The 21,468-nt window shown below is 43.1% G+C and carries 20 protein-coding genes; 12 read left to right on the forward strand and 8 right to left on the reverse strand.

What is annotated here, in order from left to right:
* Positions 1-87: 87 nt before the first annotated feature.
* Positions 88-1,419, reverse strand: coding sequence for an OprD family outer membrane porin (locus ACEO2X_RS00120; protein WP_371970896.1), 1,332 nt, complete (start codon positions 1,417-1,419; stop codon positions 88-90).
* Between the two features lie 1,140 nt (positions 1,420-2,559).
* Here ACEO2X_RS00120 and ACEO2X_RS00125 point away from each other — a divergent pair.
* Complete coding sequence (locus ACEO2X_RS00125; RefSeq protein WP_371970898.1) at positions 2,560-3,312, forward strand: TorF family putative porin; 753 nt, start codon at positions 2,560-2,562, stop codon at positions 3,310-3,312.
* Positions 3,313-3,466: 154 nt separating this feature from the next.
* Here ACEO2X_RS00125 and ACEO2X_RS00130 read toward each other — a convergent pair whose 3' ends face one another.
* A complete protein-coding gene (locus tag ACEO2X_RS00130; protein ID WP_004975658.1) occupies positions 3,467-4,954 on the reverse strand; it encodes a YifB family Mg chelatase-like AAA ATPase in 1,488 nt (495 codons plus the stop codon).
* Between the two features lie 72 nt (positions 4,955-5,026).
* Positions 5,027-5,254, reverse strand: a complete 228-nt coding sequence (locus ACEO2X_RS00135) for an accessory factor UbiK family protein (protein WP_004975661.1) — start codon at positions 5,252-5,254, stop codon at positions 5,027-5,029.
* A 276-nt stretch (positions 5,255-5,530) separates the two neighbouring features.
* Here ACEO2X_RS00135 and glnK point away from each other — a divergent pair, with 276 nt between their 5' ends.
* The 7 genes from glnK (at position 5,531) to ACEO2X_RS00170 (ending at position 11,731) form a co-directional block, all read left to right on the forward strand.
* Positions 5,531-5,869, forward strand: a complete 339-nt coding sequence (gene glnK / locus ACEO2X_RS00140) for a P-II family nitrogen regulator (protein ID WP_004650081.1) — start codon at positions 5,531-5,533, stop codon at positions 5,867-5,869.
* Between the two features lie 62 nt (positions 5,870-5,931).
* Positions 5,932-7,341 carry an ammonium transporter gene (locus ACEO2X_RS00145; protein ID WP_371970903.1) on the forward strand — a complete coding sequence of 470 codons (1,410 nt, stop codon included), beginning with the start codon at positions 5,932-5,934 and terminating at the stop codon, positions 7,339-7,341.
* A gap of 139 nt (positions 7,342-7,480) precedes the next feature.
* Complete coding sequence (gene nrdR, locus ACEO2X_RS00150) at positions 7,481-7,939, forward strand: transcriptional regulator NrdR (protein ID WP_004975665.1); 459 nt, start codon at positions 7,481-7,483, stop codon at positions 7,937-7,939.
* Positions 7,940-7,975: 36 nt separating this feature from the next.
* Complete coding sequence (gene ribD, locus ACEO2X_RS00155) at positions 7,976-9,079, forward strand: bifunctional diaminohydroxyphosphoribosylaminopyrimidine deaminase/5-amino-6-(5-phosphoribosylamino)uracil reductase RibD (RefSeq protein WP_180064690.1); 1,104 nt, start codon at positions 7,976-7,978, stop codon at positions 9,077-9,079.
* On the forward strand, positions 9,076-10,368 hold the full coding sequence (locus ACEO2X_RS00160) for a DNA adenine methylase (protein WP_371970904.1): 1,293 nt from the start codon (positions 9,076-9,078) through the stop codon (positions 10,366-10,368). The genes ribD and ACEO2X_RS00160 overlap by 4 nt, the downstream gene beginning before the upstream one ends.
* A 34-nt stretch (positions 10,369-10,402) precedes the next feature.
* On the forward strand, positions 10,403-11,062 hold the full coding sequence (locus tag ACEO2X_RS00165) for a riboflavin synthase (protein ID WP_371970905.1): 660 nt from the start codon (positions 10,403-10,405) through the stop codon (positions 11,060-11,062).
* A 123-nt stretch (positions 11,063-11,185) separates the two neighbouring features.
* A complete protein-coding gene (locus ACEO2X_RS00170) occupies positions 11,186-11,731 on the forward strand; it encodes a VTT domain-containing protein (RefSeq protein ID WP_004975673.1) in 546 nt (181 codons plus the stop codon).
* 109 nt (positions 11,732-11,840) lie between these two features.
* On the opposite strand, the gene ACEO2X_RS00175 is transcribed toward ACEO2X_RS00170, so the two are convergent.
* The 4 genes from ACEO2X_RS00175 to ACEO2X_RS00190 form a co-directional block, all read right to left on the reverse strand.
* Positions 11,841-12,059 (reverse strand): hypothetical protein, encoded by a 219-nt coding sequence (locus tag ACEO2X_RS00175; RefSeq protein WP_096901968.1) that lies wholly within the window; start codon positions 12,057-12,059, stop codon positions 11,841-11,843.
* 145 nt (positions 12,060-12,204) lie between these two features.
* Complete coding sequence (locus ACEO2X_RS00180; RefSeq protein WP_004975677.1) at positions 12,205-12,825, reverse strand: hypothetical protein; 621 nt, start codon at positions 12,823-12,825, stop codon at positions 12,205-12,207.
* A 48-nt stretch (positions 12,826-12,873) separates the two neighbouring features.
* Entirely contained in the window at positions 12,874-13,281 is a 408-nt protein-coding gene (locus ACEO2X_RS00185) for a DNA polymerase III subunit chi (protein WP_371970907.1), read from the reverse strand.
* Positions 13,274-14,722 (reverse strand): leucyl aminopeptidase, encoded by a 1,449-nt coding sequence (locus tag ACEO2X_RS00190; protein ID WP_371970917.1) that lies wholly within the window; start codon positions 14,720-14,722, stop codon positions 13,274-13,276. Before ACEO2X_RS00190 ends, ACEO2X_RS00185 begins: the two co-directional genes overlap by 8 nt.
* A 158-nt stretch (positions 14,723-14,880) precedes the next feature.
* Between ACEO2X_RS00190 and lptF the strand changes: the two genes are divergently transcribed.
* From lptF to ACEO2X_RS00210, 4 genes are all read left to right on the forward strand, one after another.
* Positions 14,881-15,981: an LPS export ABC transporter permease LptF gene (gene lptF / locus ACEO2X_RS00195; RefSeq protein ID WP_004975682.1), complete on the forward strand. Its 1,101-nt coding sequence runs from the start codon at positions 14,881-14,883 to the stop codon at positions 15,979-15,981.
* Between the two features lies 1 nt (position 15,982).
* Positions 15,983-17,053, forward strand: coding sequence for an LPS export ABC transporter permease LptG (gene lptG / locus ACEO2X_RS00200; RefSeq protein ID WP_004975683.1), 1,071 nt, complete (start codon positions 15,983-15,985; stop codon positions 17,051-17,053).
* 145 nt (positions 17,054-17,198) lie between these two features.
* Positions 17,199-18,746, forward strand: coding sequence for a 2,3-bisphosphoglycerate-independent phosphoglycerate mutase (gene gpmI, locus ACEO2X_RS00205; RefSeq protein ID WP_371970908.1), 1,548 nt, complete (start codon positions 17,199-17,201; stop codon positions 18,744-18,746).
* Positions 18,747-18,770: 24 nt separating this feature from the next.
* Positions 18,771-19,934, forward strand: a complete 1,164-nt coding sequence (locus tag ACEO2X_RS00210; RefSeq protein WP_136144310.1) for a S41 family peptidase — start codon at positions 18,771-18,773, stop codon at positions 19,932-19,934.
* Between the two features lie 49 nt (positions 19,935-19,983).
* Here the strand turns inward: ACEO2X_RS00210 and ACEO2X_RS00215 are convergent, their stop codons facing one another.
* Positions 19,984-21,417 (reverse strand): sigma-54 dependent transcriptional regulator, encoded by a 1,434-nt coding sequence (locus ACEO2X_RS00215; protein ID WP_179988997.1) that lies wholly within the window; start codon positions 21,415-21,417, stop codon positions 19,984-19,986.
* Positions 21,418-21,468: the final 51 nt, after the last annotated feature.

A 21,468-nucleotide genomic window follows, 5' to 3' on the forward strand; every position in this document is an offset into this window, starting at 1 on the left:
GTTCAGTGTTCAAATGAAAGCTGAAATGTAAAAAAACCTGCACAGAATATGTGCAGGTTTTTTTATTGGGTTGGCTATTCCGAGAAATTAGAATAATTTCACAGGAATATCTAACCAGATACGCCATTCGTTTGTTGAGCCAATAGCATTACTGACATAATTTCCTTTCGCATTGTTATACGTATCGCTTGCACGTAAGTAAGAGTGACGTAAGCGTAAGCTTGCATCTTTGAATGCACCCGATTGAACCGTATATTTCACTTGGTTAAAGAATTCATGTTCTTCAGCTTGGTCGATAATTTGTGCTGGATTATTTATTTCGGCTACATCAATATCCCAACCATAAACGAATGCTGTTGTCCAGTTTAGACCTGGAAGACCATGGTTTTTAAAATTATAGTTGTACTGTAAGCCAACAGATTTTTCATCGTTACCATTAAAGTCGGATAAGTATGAGTTTGGTACATAAATGCTTTGTAGACCATCTTCGTTGTAAGCATAGTCGTAACCTATGTTGCCCGCATTATCTTGGTATGCAAGCATCAAATTGTGTGCATCTCTGTTATAGCTTGCAGATACACCCCAAATTGAGTTAGTCAATTCTTCAGTCGCACTGCGTGGATCAGTTGTTGCTGCTCCAACTTTCCATTTAGTATTGTAACCCATTGCATCTAAAGTTACGGTCGCACCATTTGCTGTAGGAAAGCTATAATTTACATTCCCATAGTGACGATCTAATTTATCTTTAACTTCCACACCATAATAAGAAGTATTTACTTGGTCGTTAAATTTGTATTTCGCACCCCAGAAAATAGCACTATCCAAACCTTGTTGGTCTGAGCTGATGTCATTTGACCATTGGTTTTTAGTGAATTTACCACCGATTAACGTCAAGTCTTTAATTTCGTTACTTTCAATATAAAGACCAGTGTAGTATTCAGGTGTTAAGCGTGCTGTATTGCTTGCAATTACTGGAATTTCAGATACTTGCGTACCATATTTAGCTGTTGTATTTGATACACGTGCTTTCACATAAGCACCGCCACGCGCCCAATGATCGTAAGCATCTTTAGTGCCATCAGCATTTAATTGATCGTGTACAGGAATCATACCATTGCCCGTATGACCATTTTCACCTAGCTTGAATGAAGCATCACCAATAACGCCCACACCAAAACCAACTACACCTTTGGTAAAGCCAGAATCTAATTTCACGATTGCAGTTTGCGCAAATGAACTTGTATCTGTACCAGGTTTTACATCTTTATAGTCACGGGTTAAATAACCTGTACGGAATAAAACTGAACCGTTAGCGTCTTCTACAAAGCCTTTAGATTCACTTTGTTCGCTAGCAAATGCAGTTGAAACAAGCGCTGCGTTGATCAGCAACGCAAGTGTTAATTTTTTAGATTGCAGCATTGGGAGATGGCCTCATGCAGTAAATGTGTAGTTGAAACGTAGGCGAATTGTATCGCTATTTATGCGCGAAAATATCACTTTTAAAGCACTTATGACACTAAAGTTAAGCATTTTTTCGATAAACTGTGGGGTCATTAAAAATCTTGATTTTATAAAAGTTGAATAATTATTTTAATTTCTAGTAAAAATAAAAACATAATTTTAAATTTATTGAATTGCTGTAATTTACCAAAATGAAGCGCATCTGAAACTTTTTTGTAACTCGCACATTAAAAATACAGTTTGTTTAATATTTCAACAGTTTAAAGTGTGATAAAAGGTCGTAAAACACAACATAAGCCTTAAAATGGCGTGAAATTTTTTCTGTGATGCAGTTATCTTTTGAGTCTAACTTTGGATGATAGGTGAGTTGGAAAATGAATTTATAAATCTTTATTTGAATTAAGAGTATAAAAATTACATTTTATTTAAGCTTTGAGTAATAGCTTTTGGCTATTACGGATTTCATGTGAAACATCGGTGTTTGGTTTTGGGCGCTGCTATGCAAATTGAGCGGTTTAAGAGGGTGCTTTCTAGATAACTTTTATGTGGTCGTTGCTTTCCGATCATTAAAATTATCCTATCGTTTCCGTAATTGAATTCTTTTGATGTGAAGATTGAAGTGCCACGTTGCATGTTGATGTCAAATTTTGGTGCAAAAATATATTGCAGTTTTGGGCTAGAGATTTCTACCTGCAGACTGAGTTTTGACAGTTGATGGTGTAGGGATGAACAGGATAGGCCTGACTTTCTATTTTTTGATCAGGATAGGCTTGTGATTCTTGACTGCACTTTTTTAGGTATGTGATTTAGCTTTATTGCTATGCAAGGATGCAAAAAATAATCATAGCACTGTGTAAATTCATGTTTAAAGTGCAGTGGTTATAAGACGAGTATTGATGCAAATCAAAATTCATTCCAATCAAAATAAAAAACACACTAAAAATAATTGATGTATAACAATAGTTTAAATTTATATCTATTGCTTTTAAACGTAAAATTGCTGTTCTGAATTTCATCGTTGGCATAGAGTTTGCAATTCCTTCATTGAGTCAAAAAAAATAGACAAAGGCATCTCATCCGATGCAGGGGGAATCTAAAATGAAATTCGTACTTCAAACACTTTCTTTGGCGATGTTCGCAGCCACATCAAGTCTCAGCTTTGCTGCAGAAAATGCGACAGGCATGTCGTTTAGCGGGACAGCAGCCTTAACCAGTGATTATCGCTATCGTGGTTTAACTCAAACTTTTAATGATCCCGCAGTGCAAGCAGGTTTTGCTCTCAGCCATGATTCTGGCGTGTATGCAGGCGTGTGGGGTTCCAATGTCGATTTTGGTGGTACGGCACATTTAGAGCTTGACCCTTATATGGGCTATACCACAAGCCTAGATTATTTTGCCAGCAAACCCATTTTGGATGTGGGTTTTTGGTATTACGCTTACCCAAGTGAGAGCGATTTAAACTGGCTCGAAGCTTATGCAAAATTAGGTTTTAGTGATGTTTTGTTTAAAGATGCCAGCTTATTAACAGCCATTAACTACAGTAATGATTTCTTAGGTGGTGACACCGATGCTTGGTATTTCAATGCCACTTATACCGCACCCATTGGAAGTACCAGCTTTTCTGGGATTGCTGGATTAGGTTACACCCAAGCAGATGACTTTGATTTTGGCGGTGGAAAAGACAGCTATGTAGATTGGAAAGTCGGTGTAAGCTATAACTTTGCTTCAGTTGAAGGTTTATCTGCTGAATTGGCTGCTGTAGGAACTGATATTGATACCGATGGTTTTTCGCATGCGGCAAAGCGTGGCGTTGAAACAGGAGCTGTATTTACTTTAACTAAAGCCTTCTAAAGATACGGCTACGACGATAAATAAAAGCTCCAGTTAGGAGTGAAACTTAAAACAATAAAAACAACTCGCCCATTGTACAGGCATGGCAATGGGCTATTTTCATCTCTTAGACTTTTAATCAGATTCTTAATCGAACTCTTAATTAGACTTTCAATCAGGCTTCATGGGCACGATAAGACAGTGCTTCACTCAAATGTGGACTTTGAATCTGTTCACTTTGGGCTAAATCTGCAATGGTGCGTGCCACTCGTAACACCCGATGATACGCACGTGCCGATAAGTTCAAACGCTGCTGCGCAATGGCTAAAATATTTTGCGCAGTATCATCTAAATGTGCAAATTGCTCTAATTGTTTGGGACTGAGCGCCATGTTTAAACACTCTTGGCGTTGCAATTGTCGTGTATATGCTTGAATGACACGGCTTCGCACGGTTTCAGAATTTTCCACTGGTCGGGTATCCTGTAATTCATGTGCTTGCAGAGGTGGTACATCAATGTGTAAGTCGATACGATCCAACAACGGTCCTGAAATACGGTTTTGATAGCGTTTAATACTTTCTGCAGAACACTGACAGCGCACATCTTGATTAAAAGCATAACCACAAGGGCAGGGATTCATGGCAGCAATCAGTTGAAAGTTGGCTGGAAAGGTAATTTGCCGAGAGGCGCGGGAAATCACAATTTCTTTGGACTCTAAAGGTTGGCGCAGCACTTCTAACACTTTTTTATCAAATTCAGGCAATTCATCTAAAAATAAAACGCCTAAATGCGCCAAGGTAATTTCACCAGGTTTGGGATATGAGCCTCCACCGACCAATGCCACAGCAGAAGCGGTATGATGCGGCGCACGGAAAGGACGCTGTCCAAACGTATGCGGGCTATTCGCCACAGAATAGATGCTGGCAACTTCTAAATTTTCCTGCATATTCAATGGCGGTAAAATACTGGAAAGCCTAGATGCCAATAAGGTTTTGCCTGTACCGGGTGGGCCTTTGAATAGCAATGAATGTCCACCTGCAGCCGCAATTTCCAAAGCACGTCGTGGGCGCAACTGTCCTTTAACATCGACTAAATCAAAGGCGGAATGTGATAACTGTGGTTGGGCAGTCGCGGTGACTTTATTTAAAGGCTGGCTTTGTGCCAAATGTTCGCAAACTTGTTTTAAATGTGTGGCGGCAAAGACTTCAAAGTCAGGCAATTGAGCAGCTTCTTGTGCATTTTGTTCAGGTAAAACCAAACGATGCTGTGCCTGTTGGCAGGCAATCGCAATACTGAGTGTGCCTGTGGTGGGACGCAATTGACCATCTAAAGCCAATTCTCCAATAAACTCTAAACTTTCAGTGCTTTGTTCGGGCAATTGTCCCGAAGCAATTAAAATGCCTAAAGCAATGGCTAAGTCCAAACGCGAACCATCTTTGGGCAAGTCGGCAGGCGCTAAATTAATAGTTAGGCGTTTGGTCGGAAATTGAAAACCACTGTTAATAATGGCAGAGCGTACCCGATCTTTACTCTCACGTACGGCAGCTTCGGCTAGACCGACAATGGTTAAAGAAGGTAAGCCTTGACTCAGATGGACTTCGACTTCAATTGCAGGGGCGTGCAAGCCGAGCAGCCCCCGCGTATACACTTTGGCAAAAGACATTTTTATGATGATCCGTTTTGGTGCGTTATTTTTATAATGTTTGGTTTTTGTATTTATGCACTCAATTGGTGCTTATTTTTGGAGTTGAATTTTCTGTTCCAGTGCTTCAACCTGTTTTAACAATTCATTTAAACGTAAGTTGGCATTATTGAGCGCAGTACGTTGGCGGTCTAGCTCATCTTGCGAGACCAAATCCATTTTGGTGACCGCCTCATTGAGCAAAGCACGTAAATTATGTTCTAAATCTTTTTTAGGTTGTTCAACTTGTTCCAAAATGGCTTGTAATAAAGTTTCAATCATTGTTGTTTCCACAAAGATGGAGAAAATGGAGGCAGTGTAGCACTGGTCTTGAATAGACTATAGCATTTCAGACGAAATATGGATTTATTCGATGAGTAAAATCGTAAATCTTCTAGTAAATATGTCTATTTTTTGAAGATCAAAACCATATAAATGTATAAAATAAGGTATAAAGAAAACTCATGTCACGGTTTCTAATTTCCCCCGACCTTAGAACTTTGGCATGGAATTTGAACATAAAACCTTACTGGTGAATTAAGCCGAAGGAAAACACACATGAAGCTCGTAACTGCAATTGTAAAACCCTTTAAATTAGATGATGTGCGTGAAGCATTATCTGAAATTGGTGTTCAAGGGATCACCGTAACAGAAGTCAAAGGCTTCGGTCGCCAAAAAGGTCATACCGAACTTTATCGTGGCGCCGAGTACGTCGTTGACTTCTTACCTAAAGTTAAAATCGAAATCGCAATTAGCGATGAAATGGTCGATTCGGTGATTGAGTCAATCACTCGTGTTGCTAGTACAGGCAAGATTGGTGATGGCAAAATCTTTGTGACTAACCTCGAACAAGTCATCCGTATTCGTACAGGTGAAACGGGTGCAGACGCTGTTTAAAAGATGGCATGAAGTTTGCTGAGTACCTAATAACTCACAAAAACAAAGGTCGGGGGACACAAATGAAAAAAATGCTACTCGCGCTGAGTCTATCAGGCGCACTTCTTGGTGGTTCTGTTGCTTGGGCTGAAGAAGCCGCAACAGCCACCATTCCATCTTCAGATGTTGCAGTGCTTGAAACTGCCGAAACATCTCCTATCGAAACAACAAATGCAACAGAAGTTGCAGCTGTAGCAGAAGTCAGCACGCCTGAAACTGCTGAACCAGAAGCTGTATTAGATACAGGCGATACCGCTTGGATTTTAGTTTCGACTGCTTTAGTTTTACTCATGACCATTCCTGGTTTGGCACTGTTTTATGGTGGTATGGTACGTAAGAAAAATGTACTCAATACTATGGCTTATAGCTTTGTAGCAGCAGCCGTGGTCAGTATTGCCTGGGTGGCAGTGGGCTATAGTTTGGCTTTTGGTGAAGGTAATGCCTTTATTGGTGGCCTAGACAAAGTCATGCTGACAGGCATTGGTACAGATGCTTTAAGCGGTAGCATTCCAGAAATTTTATTTGTGATTTTCCAAATGACTTTTGCCATTATTACTGTGGCCATTATCAGTGGTTCAATTGCAGAAAGAATGAAGTTTGGTGCCTTTGTTGCCTTTATCGCGATCTGGGTGGTCGTGGTCTATGCACCAATTACCCACTGGGTATGGGGTGGTGGTTGGTTAGGCAATGATGGTGCACTCGACTTTGCTGGTGGTACTGTTGTTCATATTAACTCGGGTGTTGCAGGTTTGGTTGCTGCATACATGTTGGGTAAACGTATGGGCTTAGGGCGTGAATCTATGGCGCCACATAATTTGACCTTGACTGTACTGGGTGCAAGTTTACTCTGGGTGGGCTGGTTTGGTTTCAACGGTGGTTCTGCTTTAGGCGCGAATGGTGCAGCGGGTTATGCCTTAGTTGCAACGCAAGTGGCAGCCGCAGCTGCAGCAATTGCATGGCTTGTGGTTGAAAAACTGGTACGTGGTAAAGGTTCTGTATTAGGTGCTGCATCGGGTGCAGTTGCAGGTTTGGTCGTGATTACGCCAGCAGCAGGTTTTGTGACTGTCGGTGGTGCATTAGCGATGGGTTTAATTGGTGGTGTGGTCTGTTTCTGGGGGATTACTGCCTTAAAACGCGCTCTGAAAGCCGATGACTCTTTAGATGCCTTTGGATTACATGGTGTAGGTGGTATTGTTGGTGCAATTTTAACCGCCTTTTTTGCCAGCGAGTTTATTATGGGTGATGCTGCACCAAGCAACCTAATGAGCCAACTTTGGGTGCAAGTTGAAGGTGTGTTAGCGACTATTGCTTACTCAGCTGTACTGACTTTCATCATCTTAAAAGTAATTGATCTAACAATCGGTATTCGTGTGGCTGCAGAAGATGAGCGTATGGGACTCGACTTAAGCCAACATGGTGAGCGTGTCGAATAATCCACACAGCACATAATCAATATATTGTGTAAAACAGCCCTTTGGGGCTGTTTTTTTTCTATATATTGCGTAAAACTCTACAAAGTTGAGAAATTTTGCTACACTGCATTTTCATTCAAATTTGTGCAATTTAACCGCTATGCATTGTCCATTTTGCAACGCTGCAGACAGTAAAGTGATTGACTCACGTTTGGCGGCAGAAGGCTGTCAAATTCGCCGACGTCGTGAGTGTATCGGCTGTGGTGAACGCTTCACCACTTTTGAAAGTTATGAAGTGGTCATGCCACGTGTGATTAAATCAGATGGGAAAAGTGAACCCTTCGATGAGGCCAAGCTACGTCGTTCATTGATGCATGCTTTGCAAAAACGTCCTGTGACCCAAGAGCAAATTGAAACGGTACTCAGCGACATTCAATTACAAATTCGCCGTTTAGGTGAGCGCGATGTGAAATCGCGTACCATTGGTGAAATTGTGATGCAGGCTTTATTTGCATTGGATCACGTGGCGTATGTGCGTTTTGCTTCAGTGTATCAGGACTTTCAGGATGTCGAAGCGTTTCGCCGTCAAATTGAACAAATGCAGTTACGTGAGCAATAAACCCTCATGTCAGCAAAAAGCACACAACATCTGAATATGACTGAATTCACTTCCAATTTACCTCCCAATGATCTTTTTTGGATGCGTCGTGCGATTGAGTTGGCACGTTTGGGGCAATACAGCACCAAACCTAATCCAAATGTCGGCTGTGTGATAGTTAAAGATGCACAATTATTGGGCGAAGGGCATCATCCGCGTGCAGGACAACCGCATGCTGAAGTGTTTGCTTTGCGTCAAGCGGGTGAACAGGCACGTGGTGCAACTGCCTATGTAACTTTGGAGCCGTGTGCGCACTATGGACGCACTCCACCTTGTGCCAAAGCCTTGGTCGATGCAGGCGTGGTCAAAGTGGTAGTCGCTTGTCCAGATCCAAATCCATTGGTGGCAGGTAAGGGCGTTCAAATTTTAAAAGATGCGGGTATTCAGGTTGATGTCGGTGTGGCAGAAGCCGAAGCGCGTCAGTTAAATTTAGGCTTTTTAAAAGCCATGGCTACGGGCGTGCCCTATGTGCGTTTAAAAGTAGCTTCGAGTTTGGATGGTCGCACGGCAATGGCTTCAGGTGAGTCCAAGTGGATCACAGGCACGGCTGCCCGTGCCGATGTGCAGCATTGGCGGGCAATTTCTGCTGCAGTATTAACGGGGATCGACACGGTACTGGCCGATGACTGTCTGCTTAATGTACGCCATTTAGAGGGTGTAGATGACATCCACAGCGTAGTACAACCTAAACGGATTATTTTAGATCGCCAAGGTCGTTTGCCTTTGAGCGCACAAATTTTGCAGCAGCCTGAAACGGTGATGGTGATGGGACCGTATCGTGCAGAGTTGGCTGCTTTGGGCGTGTTACAATTGGAACCGCAACCTTTAGCCACCTTACTTGCCCAATTGGTACAGCAACATCAAATTTATGATGTATTGGTTGAAGCGGGAGCAACCTTATCGACCGCTTTCTTACAGGAAGGTTGGGTCGATGAAGTGATCAGCTATGTGGCACCTACATTGTTAGGGCGCTCGGCTCGTGCCATGTTTAATGCAGAATTTGAACAGATGGCAGAGCAACTTCGATTTAAACTTTGCGATGTCACTCAATTGGGTGATGACGTGCGCCTTAGGTTAATTCCTTCTCAAGAGACACTATGAGTTCAGAGTCAACGGTTTATCACAAACGTCGTCATGCGGCACGCACCACCGATGAATACTTATTTCATCAATTGGTGCCTTATTTGGGCAATAAACGCCGTTTACTGCATCTGATTTTAGAAGCCCTTGAACAGACAGGAACGCTACATCCTAAAGATGGTCGTGCCCCAATTTTTGCTGACTTCTTTGCAGGCTCAGGGGTGGTATCACGTTTGGCGCGCCAAAATGGCTATCGGGTAATTGCCAATGACTGGGAACCCTACAGCCATGCCTTAAACCATGCGATTTTGGCCTGCACTGAAGCACCTGCGTTTAAAGAATTAGGTGGCTATCAAAAAGCCATTGATTATTTGAACCGTTTGCCTGAAGTCAAAGGCTGGGTGACGCATAACTTGTGCCCGCGCAATGACGAAATTTATGACCCAAGTCGTGACCGTTTATTCTTTAAACGTCGTAACGGCATGCGCATAGATGCGATTCGTCAGCAAATTGCCACGTGGCAAGCGCAGGGCGCCATTGATGATGTCGAGATGTCGGCATTGTTGGCGCCGTTGTTGTACTCTGCCAGTTTTGTCAGCAATACCAGTGGGGTATTTAAAAGCTTCCACCATGGTTGGGGCGGTAAAACTAAAACTGCACTAGAACGAATTGAATCGTTATTGTGGCTCACTCCAAGTCGTTTTTGTGACATTGGCGAACCGAATAAACCTGCTGCAGAAATGTGGTGTGTCGATGCACAGCATCTTGCCAATCAAATGAGTGGTTTTGAGGTGGATGTGGCTTATTTAGACCCACCGTATAATCAACATGCTTATAGCAGTAACTATCATGTGTTAAATGCCTTAACTTTGTGGGATCAGATTGATTTACCAACTCCAGACACCAAAGGCTTTAAAAGCGGTATTGACCGCGCATGGCGCAAAGAACGCCCAAGTCCATACAACTCATCTAAGTACGCCAAAGAGGCGTATGAAACCTTATTGGACACCATTAATGCACGTTTTATTCTGACCAGTTATTCTACCGATGGTAATATTAGTGCCACAGACTTGTTGCAAGCCAATTTAAAACGCGGTCGAGTGACGTTATTGACGCAAGATGTTCCGCGTTATCGCGTGAGTAAACAGCGTCAGTCCGAGCGTGCGCGCGTGCTGGAATTTATTGTGATTACCGATACGCATGCCAAGTCAGGCCCACCTATTCGCCAGTTGTTAGGGCAACTTTACCATTTTGCAGAATTGGGTGGTGTAGATACCTCAGGTGTGAGTACCCAATTGGCGTTGTGGTAAATCCACAAATCCTCAGTGAATGTGAGAAAAGATTATGTTTACAGGCATTATTGAAAGTTTAGGTAAAGTAGAAAGCCTGCAAAGTGTGGGCGGTGATTTACGTTTGCGTATTCAGACCGATTTGGATATGTCGGATGTGCATTTGGGGGATTCAATTGCCACCAATGGTATTTGCCTGACTGTGATCGAGTGGGGCGACAATTGGTATGCCGCAGATGTGTCCCGTGAAAGTTTGAACCGTACCACTTTAGGCACATGGAAAGTGGGTCAGCCTGTCAATGTTGAAAAAGCCATGTTGCCGACGACACGTTTTGGTGGACATATCGTAAGTGGCCATGTTGATGCAGTCGGTGAAATTACGCTGGTACGTGAAGATGCACGTTCAATTTACTATGAAGTGACTGCACCTGCAGAAATTGCCAAATATTTGGCAGAAAAAGGTTCGGTGACCGTCGATGGCATCAGCCTGACCATTAACCATTTACGCGGCAGTGTTATCAGTCTGAATTTAATTCCACACACGGCAGAGCGTACCAATATTGGCACATGGAAAGTTGGCAGCAAGGTCAATTTAGAAGTGGATGTCTTGGCGCGTTATATTGAGCGTTTGCTCTTGGGTGATAAAGCTGCAGAAACTACGCAGCAATCTAAAATTAGCATGGAATTCTTGGCTGAAAATGGCTTTTTAAAATAAGCACAGAGCCGAATGAAATTTAAACAGTCTGATTGAAAAATTAGACTGTTTTTTTGTTTTTAGGGATAATTAAAAAGATAAAGATGTTTTTTTCATCATAAACACCCCTTTGGTTTAATGTAGATGATTGATTTTTTAATGAATTTGGAACACTGGCTGCCATTATTACTCGATAATTATGGTCTGTGGATCTATGCCATTTTGTTTCTGATTATTTTTGCAGAAACAGGTTCTGTGTTCATGTTCTTTTTACCAGGCGATAGTTTGCTGATCGCAATTGGTGCCTTGTGTTCCACCACTGACGTGGTGCATTTGCACTATATGGGGATTTTGCTTTTTGTCGCGGCAGTCTTGGGATATAGCGTCAACTATTACACTGGACGAATTCTAGGGGTGAAGTATTTTCATCAACATTCACGTTATTTCAAACCTGAATATATTGTCAAAACCAACCATTATTTTATGAAACATGGTGGCAAAACTATTTTAATGGCGCGTTTTATACCGTTTGTACGCTCATTTGCACCATTTGCTGCAGGGTCAGGGCACATGCCTTTGGCGACCTTTAGTTTTTATAATGTGGTGGGTGCTGCCGTATGGATTTTTTCTTTAATGGCAATAGGTTATGGCTTGGGTAATATTTTGTCTTGGTTGGGTGATTGGATTTAAATTCCTCATTTTTTCTATTTTCTTCTTCTAAATCCACCGCGATAACTAAAAAAGTGGATTGATGGCCACAAAAAAAGCCCACCGTGTGGACTTTTGATATTGTTCAGTTTTAGTGTTTGGTGACAATTAATTCTGTGCCACCCAAGCGCGGGCTAAAAGTATCGTTACTTTGAATTGAAAACTCACCCTTTTCCGCTTCTTTAGACAAGTACATGCTTAATGATTGGAAATCTGCACGACTGATCCATAAATCCTGAGCACGAATACTCCACTGTTCGCCTGCATTAAGATGGTCGATTTTGCCTGAAATTTTCGTCAAGATATCCATTTGAAACCCATGATTACAAAAGTCATTTAAAGGAGATAAAAGTTGAGAATTCAACTTTTTCTGGATGATTATCATGTGACAAAATTATTTCATTTTGATGACATTGGGTTTAAGACTTTGGGCTAATTGGGGATAAAAAGTAAAATTATTCTTTAGAAAAATTTGAATTTTTTAAGATATAGTCAATTTCTTCTTGGGCTGCAGCATGTAGTCGCGCACGAAAGATCGTTACCGCCTGCTCAATTTGAGTTTCGGCTTCTAGCTCTAAACGCAAACGTACACTTTCAAGTTCAGAAACAATTTGATCATCACTTACCGCAGTTGCGGCTTGATTAAAAGTCACTGCAGGTAATTCAGGATTTTGCTCATAACGTGCAGTATAGTTTGAAATTTCCTGATCCAGACTTTGACGCATCAACTCAAGTGCTTGAGTTTGTTCTGCAAAGCGTTGCGCTTCATCTTGCTGTAGCTGTGCAGCATAAGCGGCTTGTTCTGCACGTTGCTGTTCTAATTTGAGTTCGAGTGCCAATTGGCGACGTTGCCGTGCTTCTTCAATCAAACGTGCTTTCAGGTCAGCATAGGCTTGTTCAATTTTTTCCTGTGATTGTTGCTGAGCGCGCTGATCTTCTGCAATCCAGTTGTGTAATTGCGTTTCAGGTTGCAAGACCTCACAAATTCGATGCAGATCATCCATAAATGTCTGGCGCACAGCCTGAGGCGCGGTTAACCAGCGCTGTTTAAAATCTGAGCCGACATTTAAAGTCACCGCATCTCTCCTTATTTTGAGCAGTATTTTTAAAAAAACGTTTTAAAATTAAAGCTTAAACGTCTGTGGTTCTATGCCCAAACGTCGATATTGTTTAAATTTTTCACGTCCAAGCACTTTAGCTGCTTCGTGATTTTCAATAATCTCAATAATGTGACTAAATTTTGCATAGGCTTCAAGTGCCTGACTGTTAAAATTAAACACAATCCAGTCCGATTGCTGCGGTAATTCGGCAGAAATACATACGCTGGCCTGTGTTTGGTTAATGCCATGTGGAGTAAAGCTGCTGGCATCAAAACTCCACAGACGCTCATCCAATATTTGCTGTAACTCTGGATCAGGGCAATGCAGCCAAATGCGTGCCTGCTGCCGCAAAATTTTGCGGCATAAACGGCAAGTGCTTTCCACTTGCCGTTCAGGACTTTTTTCAAACAAATAAAAGCTAACTTTAGCCATTATTGCCTGCACGTTGTGCGAGGAACTGCATCAATAACGGTACAGGACGACCTGTTGCGCCTTTATTGCTGCCTGAATTCCATGCAGTGCCTGCAATATCTAAGTGTGCCCAGCGGTAGTCACGAGTAAAGCGTTGCAAGAAGCACGCTGCGGTAACTGAACCTGCTTTAGGACCACCAATATTGCCAATATCGGCAAATGGTGAATCCAGTTGTTCTTGGTAATCGTCAATCACGGGCATACGCCATACACGGTCAAATGCGGTGAGTCCCGCAGCATCTAATTCCGCCGCAAGCTCATCATCTGGGGTAAACATGCCTGTCAGTACCGAACCGAGTGCAACCACGCAAGCGCCTGTTAAAGTCGCAATATCAATCACCAAAGCAGGGTTGAAGCGTTTCACATAGGTTAGGGTATCGCACAGCACCAAACGACCTTCGGCATCGGTATTTAAAATTTCGATGGTTTGACCGCTCATACTGGTCACTATATCACCCGGGCGAGTAGCTTTGCCTGATGGCATGTTTTCTGCTGCAGCAATCGTACCGACCACATGGATAGGTAAACGTGCTTCACATAGCGCGCGCATGGTGCCTAAGACTGAAGCAGAACCACACATATCAAATTTCATTTCATCCATCCCTAAGCCAGGTTTGAGTGAAATGCCGCCTGTATCAAAGGTGATGCCTTTACCGACCAATACCACAGGTGCTTCATCACGCTGTGCTTGATATTCGAGGCTAATAATGCGCCCTGGACGATCTGAACCTTGACTGACTGCAAGGAAAGCGCCCATGCCTAATTCTGCCATTTCTGCTTCATCTAAAATGGTGACTTTGAGTAGGTCTGGATATTCTGCCGCAAGTGCTTGAGCTTGTTCTGCCAAATATTCAGGGAAACAAATGTTGCCCGGACGGTTGCCCAAGTCACGCGCCATGTTTTGACCCGATTGCATGGCTTCAATCAATTGAAGTTGATCTGCGCTGAGTGGGCTGTTATTGGCAATGAAATGGATTTGTTCAAGCTGAAATTCATTCTTTTTGCTTTTGTATTCATCAAAAGCATAGGCTGCTTGGGTCAGGCTGAGTGCAAATACATAATGCAGCTCGCTAGGCAGGGCAGACAAGTCAATGCTGATCTGTTTAAATTTTTTTTGTGAAGATTTGATAATGCTTTGTGCAATTTTTGCCAGCTTTGCGGCTGGTAATTCTTCGGTTTTACCCAAACCGATCAGGTTGCTATTGGCGCATTCAACAACGCTAGCCACCAAACTTAAACTTTCATTAAAGCCTGCTTTAAATTGTGTCGCTTGAATAATGCTGTCTAAATCCTTGATTTGATAAGCAGCAGTTGCCTGTGGCACCTGTTCTGCAGCCACTAAAATTGACAAAGATTCACTCGCGCTGTGTTCTTGGAATGAGGGACTTAAGCTAAATTTAATCACTGGATTTTATGCCTATCTAAATGTGCAAACTATGCAACCATTGAAACATTTTTATGCGTCGAGTTTCAATGTATAACAAGGCGATAGGTTTTATATTTTCAACATTCAGGTAAACTAACGCGAATTGGATTCCCTCACATTTTGGAAGAAATAATTTGATTATTCGGCGTTATTTGGTCAAGCAAGTTGTGTCGACATCCTTGGTTGTGATTGCCTTACTGACTTTGATCATGATGGGTGGTCGCTTGATCAAGTATTTTGGCGTGGCGGCACAAGGGCGTTTGGATGCGAGTATTTTATTCAGCATCATTGGCTATCGCTTGCCTGAATTTTTGACGCTGATCTTACCTTTGGGTTTCTTTATTGGCTTGATGTTGGTATTTGGTCGTTTATATGTCGACCATGAAATGGCAGTGCTCAACAGCAGTGGCGTGAGTCGGCATCAATTGGCACGTTTATTGGTGCCAATGACGCTGGTATTTCTAATTGTCCAAGGCTTTTTAATGCTGTGGGCATCACCGTGGGGACTGCGTCAGTTTGAAGCATTGACCACCAGTCAGGCAGTACGCACAGGTTTTGATTTGGTGCGACCCAAAGAATTTATTTCTTCAGGGCCATATACCATTTACGCAGGCGATCTGTCCGAAGATCGTAAAAACCTGAAAGATATTTTCTTTTATCAACGTGCAGAAAAAGCAGGTCGTCCTGATGTCATGATTCTGGCAAAAGAAGCGACACGGGTAGAGTTGGAAAATGATCCTGCCAATGTGGTGGATTTGGTCGAAGGGCGTCGTTATGAAATATTTCCGGGCACAGCCAAATATTCACAGGCAGAATTCCAAAGTTATCGTTTACGTTTAGAGAATGACAAAGAAGCTAAATTTGAAAGTGCCGAAGTAGAAGCCTTAACCACCTCGCAACTTTGGAAAAACCGTGCAGACCCTGTGGTCGCAAGTGAACTGGGATGGCGTATTTTTGTGCCTTTTGCGATTGTGGTGGCGTTGTTTTTAGCCGTGGCATTGTCAGAAGTTAGTCCGCGTCAGGGGCGTTATTTAAAACTGTTTCCTGCCTTGTTAATTTTCGCCAGTTTGATTGTGGCGCTCATGGCGGTTAAAACCCGTATCAGCAAACAAGAAATGGGCATGATTGCTTATCCGTTGGTGTTGTTGGCTTATGCGATTGCGGCAGCCTTGTTCTCACGTAAACAAAAACTAGCACCTAAAATTAAGCAGCAAATTCAGCGAGTGAGGTCTTAAGATGTTGGCACGTCGTATAGTTGCAAAACACGTCACCAAGACCACTGCACTGGCTATGTTTGGTGCAACGGCAATTTTGTCTGGTTTGCAGGTGTTGTTTACCTATTTAGGCGAATTGGGTTCACTCAATGAAAACTATAGTGCATGGCAGGCATTGCTGTATGTATTGTGGGGTGCGCCAAATTATCTCTATGAAATTTTGCCGATTTCTGCCTTGATTGGCGCAGTGTTAGGCTTGGGTACGTTGGCATCCAACAGCGAATTGATTGTGATGCGTTCTGCAGGGATTAGCCTGTGGCGTATTGTGGGATGGGTGATTCGTTCCGCCATGGTATTGGTACTGCTGTCTTTTGTGCTCAGTGAATGGGTGATTCCATACACCAATGAACAAGCCAAAAGTGTTAAAAGTCACCGTAGCGTCGCTGAGCTGGGTGAAGTTCGTGGCTATTGGTCGCGCGAAGGCAATCGTTTTATTTATATTGACTACGCCAATGCCCAAGGGCAGCTCAAAAATGTACAAGTGGTCGATTTTGATGATAATTATCGCTTGCGTGGTACATTGTCTGCAGATCAGGGACAGTTTGTTAAAGACGGTAGTTGGTTGCTCAATCAAACTGAACAGATGGATATTTTGCAGGCGGGCAACGCGACTTTAGCTAAAAACAGCGAACAGGCTTTGGCTTTAGCATTGCAACCGAAATATGTGCACATGGTCACCATCGACCCTGAAGATTTATCCCCAAGTCAATTGGTCAGTTTCATGAGTTATATGCATGAATACAGCCAAGTGCCAAAAACCTACCAATTGGCGTTTTGGCAAAAACTTGGTGCGCCCTTTGCGCTGATTGCTTTGGTGGTGATTGCTTGCTCCTTTATTTTTGGGCCGTTACGTCAGCAATCTATGGGTTTCCGTTTGGTGATTGCTTTATTTGTCGGCTTAACCTTCTTTTATTTGCAAGATTTCTTGGGCTATGCCAGCTTGGTCTATGCACCATCGCCTGCGTGGTTCGTATTTATCCCTATTATTTTAATGTTTGTCATCGGCGGTTACTTACTGCATCGTGCGCGTTAAGTGCGGGCCGATGCTGCTGCTTTTTCCGTGTGATTGGCTAAACCTATCTGAATCAGTGGCGGAAACCATCTTCTGAACATAGAGTCTTGACGCAAAATTCGTTAAGATAGCATGATTAATTTGTAGACGAAAAAGAGTATTGATTATGGCGGATGCAACTCCTGGCAAAATCCCTCACGTATTGGTGATTATGGATGGTGTGGGTCATCGCGAAGCGGTCGAAGACAACGCGTTTTTAGCAGCGAAACGACCAAATTTGACTGCTATGCAGGAAAAGCATCCGCATGGTTTGATCTCTGGTTCAGGTGAAGATGTGGGCTTGCCAGATGGTCAAATGGGTAACTCTGAAGTTGGTCACATGAACTTGGGTGCAGGACGTGTGTTGTACCAAGACTTTACCCGTATTACCAAAGACATTCGTACAGGCGCTTTCTTTGAACATGAAGTGTTGGTCGATGCGGTAGAAAAAGCCAAAGCAGCCAACGGTGCAGTGCATCTGCTTGGTTTATTGTCTGAAGGCGGTGTGCATTCGCATGAAGATCATATCGTGGCGATGGCAGAATTGGCATTAAAACGTGGTGCAAAAGTTTATCTACATGCCTTTTTAGATGGCCGTGATACGCCACCAAAAAGCGCGCAGCCTTCTTTGGAAAAACTGGACGCATTATTTGCACAATATCCAAATCAAGGTCGTATTGCCAGCCTGATTGGTCGCTACTATGCGATGGATCGTGACAACCGTTGGGATCGTGTAGAACAAGCCTATCGTCTACTTACCGAAGGTGAGGCAGTACGCACTGCGGCAACTGCGGTTGAAGGCTTGGCAGCGGCTTATGCGGCAGATGAAAGCGACGAGTTTGTTAAAGCCACCCGTATTGGTGAAATTGCCAAAATTCAAGATGGCGACAGCGTGGTGTTTATGAACTTCCGTGCTGACCGTGCACGTGAATTGACCAAAGCCTTTGTGGAACAGGATTTTGCTGGTTTTGAACGTAAAGTTGTGCCGCAATTGTCTAAATTTGTGATGCTGACCCGTTATCAAGCCAGCATTGCTGCGCCAGTGGCGTACATGCCAGAAGATTTGAAAAACTCGATTGGTGAATATTTATCAGACTTGGGCAAAACACAATTGCGTATTGCTGAAACTGAAAAATACGCACACGTGACGTTCTTCTTTAGTGGTGGTCGTGAAGATGAATATCCGGGTGAAAAACGTATCCTGATTCCATCGCCAAACGTAGCAACCTACGACTTAAAACCTGAAATGAGCGCTTATGAAGTGACTGATGAACTGGTTGCAGCCATTAATTCAGGTGAATATGATTTGTTGGTGGTGAACTATGCCAATGGCGATATGGTCGGTCATACTGGTGTGTTTGATGCAGCTGTCAAAGCAGTGGAAGCAGTAGATACCTGTTTGGGTCGTGTCTATGAAGCGGTGATGGCGAAACAAGGTCACATGATTATTACAGCTGATCATGGTAACGTCGAGCAAATGCAAGACTATGACAGTGGTCAGGTACATACTCAGCACACCACTGAATTGGTGCCATTCATTTATGTAGGCCCAACTCAGGCCACCATTTTGGAAGGTGGTGTGTTGGCAGATGTTGCACCAACTTTATTGAATTTGATGCAATTGCCAGTGCCAGCAGATATGCAAGGTCGCAACTTAATTCGCCTACAGGCATAACCCTCGAGACAGGTAGATGATGGAATGACGGCTCACAAAATTTATGCGGTTGTGTTGGCAAGCGTGTTGTGTGCCAGTCATTCGAGTGTTTGGGCTGCGCCAGATTTGGAGTTAGATGGCCCTACACTACAACAGGACTATGTCGATGTGCCTGTAGAGTCGATACAGGAATTTGTGCAAATCTATGGCATTGTCAAAGACAACTATGTGACTGAAAAAAGTGATGATGCCTTGTTTCAGCAAGCCATTCGTGGCTTGGTGAGCGGTTTAGATCGTTATTCACGCTATTTAACTGCTGAAGAATATAAACAACTTTTACAATATACCGAAGGCGACTTGGCCTCGGTTGATTTTACTTTGCGCTATGACGCTGCCCAGCAACATTGGGTCATTCAAAATTTAAGTGCCAATGCCGACTCGGCTAAACAAGGGCTGAAGAATGGCGACAGCCTATTTAAAATTGATAACCAAGAACTGAAAAAGCTGAGTGCAGATCAGGTCAATAACCTGCTCACAGGCTCAGTGGGATCGACTGTAAGCGTACAACGTGCAGCCAATCAGCCTGAAATTATGTTGGTACGCAACAAAAAAGTAGAAACCGATATTCAGGCGCAGATGCTTTCTAATCAGGTCTTGTTGTTAAAAGTACGTGTGTTTCAGCAAGACACCGCCAATGAAATTAAACGCTTAATTGAAGAACATAGCACGCCACGCTTAAAAGCCGTATTGATTGATCTGCGTAATAACCCAGGAGGCTTACTGTCTGCTGCGGTGGAATCTGCCGATTTATTTTTAAATCAGGGTGTGATTGTATCGACCAAAAGTCGTTCTGAAGGCGATCAACAATTTCAGGCGTTACCTAGCTTTGAATTTCAAAATTTAAAAGTCGGAGTACTGATTAATCATCGCTCTGCATCTGCGGCAGAAGTCTTTACTGGTGCTTTAAAAGACCATTCACGCGCTTGGGTGATGGGCGAAAAAAGTTATGGCAAGGGGGTGGTGCAAAAGCTGTTCCCACTTAGCGATGGTGCTGCCTTACAAATGACGGTTTCGCATTATTACACCCCACGCGAGCAAATGATTGAAGGGGTTGGGATTCAGCCGAATCAGCAATATATTCAAAGTCCTGAAATGAAAGAAGAGGCTTATCTTGAGCATGTGGCAGATTTACTGCTGAGCCGCCGTTAAGTCTCATCTGAGTAACACGTATTTTTAGACAGTCTTCATTGTTTAGCGTTTACTCATCTTCAGTATCTAATCCAAACTTTTTCAGACGATAGCGCAAAGAACGGAAAGACATGCCCAATTTTTTTGCTGCCAACGTACGGTTCCAGTGGGTCAGGTGCAGCGCATTCAGTAAAATGTCTTTTTCTACTTTTTCCAAGTAGGCTTCTAAACCTTCTTCAGGCAGTTTGCGTCCTGTCAGCAATACATCTGTCACGATCTGCTGTGGTGTTTCTGCTGTAGGTTGTGGTTCAGTGGTTGCTGTATTGCTCATACTGAATTGGCGCAAGGGTGCGGTTTGTAAGTGTTTGAGATCAATAACATCATCATCACTCAGGGTAATGGCACGTTCAATAATATTGCGTAACTCACGCACATTACCTGGATAGTACTGTTCTAATAAAAATTGCTGGGCACGAGGTGTCAGTTGTTTGGCAGGAATGTCCCATTCTTGTGCAACTTTTTGAATGAAGTGGTCTGCCAATAACAGAATATCTTGTCCACGTTCACGCAAGGCAGGCAAGACCAAATCCATCACGTGAATACGGAAGAATAAATCCTGACGGAAACGTCCTTGCTGAACCAAACTTTCTAAGTCCTGATGACTGGCGCTGATCACACGAAAATCGACATCAATTTCACTATCTGAACCCACAGGACGGATGCGCTTTTCCTGAACGGCACGCAGCAGTTTGACTTGCATGCTCAGTGGCAGTTCGGCAATTTCATCTAAAAATAAGCTGCCACCATGTGCAGATTGAATCAAACCTTGTTTGTCTTGAGTCGCTCCTGTAAAGCTACCTTTTTTGTGTCCAAATAGCTCGCTTTCCATGAGTTCGGTGGGGATTGCACCACAGTTAATTGCAATAAATGGTCCTTCGTTGCGGTTACTTAAACGGTGAACCAAATTGGCGACAACTTCTTTCCCCGTACCCGATTCGCCTGTAATAAATACAGGCGCTTGCGAGCGCGCAATTTTTTTGATGGTGCTGCGCAATTGCTGAATAGGCAAAGACTGCCCAATCAACATTTTATATTCAAGCTGATCTTGGCTGTGATGATCGGTGGTGTCGAAAGGTTTATTCAGTGCTTTTTCAAGGAGTTGCTGTAAATGTATTTGATTGACAGGCTTGCTGACAAAGTCAAATGCACCTGCTTTTAAAGCAGCAATCGCAATATCCATATTGCCGTAGGCGGTCAATACGGCAACAGGTACATTCGGATATTGTTCGGAAATCCATTCAACCAGTTGCAAGCCATTGCCATCGGGCAGGTTTAAGTCGGTTAAGCAAGCATCGTACTGATGTTCTGCCAATAATTGCTTGGCTTGCACTAAACGATACGCGACATGGGTTTGAATCCCCATACGTGCCAAAGTCATCTGCATGAGGGTACAAAGGTCTTCTTCGTCATCGACCAATAAAACCAAAGGTTGAACAGCGTGCATATTTTCCCCAAAACCACACAAAATTAAATCAAAACCACAGCAACAAGATTG

Origin of the sequence: Acinetobacter sp. AL9, assembly GCF_041464035.1 — a bacterium.
GTDB lineage: Bacteria > Pseudomonadota > Gammaproteobacteria > Pseudomonadales > Moraxellaceae > Acinetobacter > Acinetobacter towneri.

Coding starts and splice junctions, on each gene's coding strand:
- ACEO2X_RS00120 (WP_371970896.1), bottom strand. CDS start 1,419: ATGCTGCAATCTAAAAAATTAACACTTGCGTTGCTGATCAACGCAGCG.
- ACEO2X_RS00125 (WP_371970898.1), top strand. CDS start 2,560: ATGAAATTCGTACTTCAAACACTTTCTTTGGCGATGTTCGCAGCCACA.
- ACEO2X_RS00130 (WP_004975658.1), bottom strand. CDS start 4,954: ATGTCTTTTGCCAAAGTGTATACGCGGGGGCTGCTCGGCTTGCACGCC.
- ACEO2X_RS00135 (WP_004975661.1), bottom strand. CDS start 5,254: ATGATTGAAACTTTATTACAAGCCATTTTGGAACAAGTTGAACAACCT.
- glnK (WP_004650081.1), top strand. CDS start 5,531: ATGAAGCTCGTAACTGCAATTGTAAAACCCTTTAAATTAGATGATGTG.
- ACEO2X_RS00145 (WP_371970903.1), top strand. CDS start 5,932: ATGAAAAAAATGCTACTCGCGCTGAGTCTATCAGGCGCACTTCTTGGT.
- nrdR (WP_004975665.1), top strand. CDS start 7,481: ATGCATTGTCCATTTTGCAACGCTGCAGACAGTAAAGTGATTGACTCA.
- ribD (WP_180064690.1), top strand. CDS start 7,976: ATGACTGAATTCACTTCCAATTTACCTCCCAATGATCTTTTTTGGATG.
- ACEO2X_RS00160 (WP_371970904.1), top strand. CDS start 9,076: ATGAGTTCAGAGTCAACGGTTTATCACAAACGTCGTCATGCGGCACGC.
- ACEO2X_RS00165 (WP_371970905.1), top strand. CDS start 10,403: ATGTTTACAGGCATTATTGAAAGTTTAGGTAAAGTAGAAAGCCTGCAA.
- ACEO2X_RS00170 (WP_004975673.1), top strand. CDS start 11,186: ATGATTGATTTTTTAATGAATTTGGAACACTGGCTGCCATTATTACTC.
- ACEO2X_RS00175 (WP_096901968.1), bottom strand. CDS start 12,059: ATGGATATCTTGACGAAAATTTCAGGCAAAATCGACCATCTTAATGCA.
- ACEO2X_RS00185 (WP_371970907.1), bottom strand. CDS start 13,281: ATGGCTAAAGTTAGCTTTTATTTGTTTGAAAAAAGTCCTGAACGGCAA.
- lptG (WP_004975683.1), top strand. CDS start 15,983: ATGTTGGCACGTCGTATAGTTGCAAAACACGTCACCAAGACCACTGCA.
- gpmI (WP_371970908.1), top strand. CDS start 17,199: ATGGCGGATGCAACTCCTGGCAAAATCCCTCACGTATTGGTGATTATG.
- ACEO2X_RS00210 (WP_136144310.1), top strand. CDS start 18,771: ATGACGGCTCACAAAATTTATGCGGTTGTGTTGGCAAGCGTGTTGTGT.
- ACEO2X_RS00215 (WP_179988997.1), bottom strand. CDS start 21,417: ATGCACGCTGTTCAACCTTTGGTTTTATTGGTCGATGACGAAGAAGAC.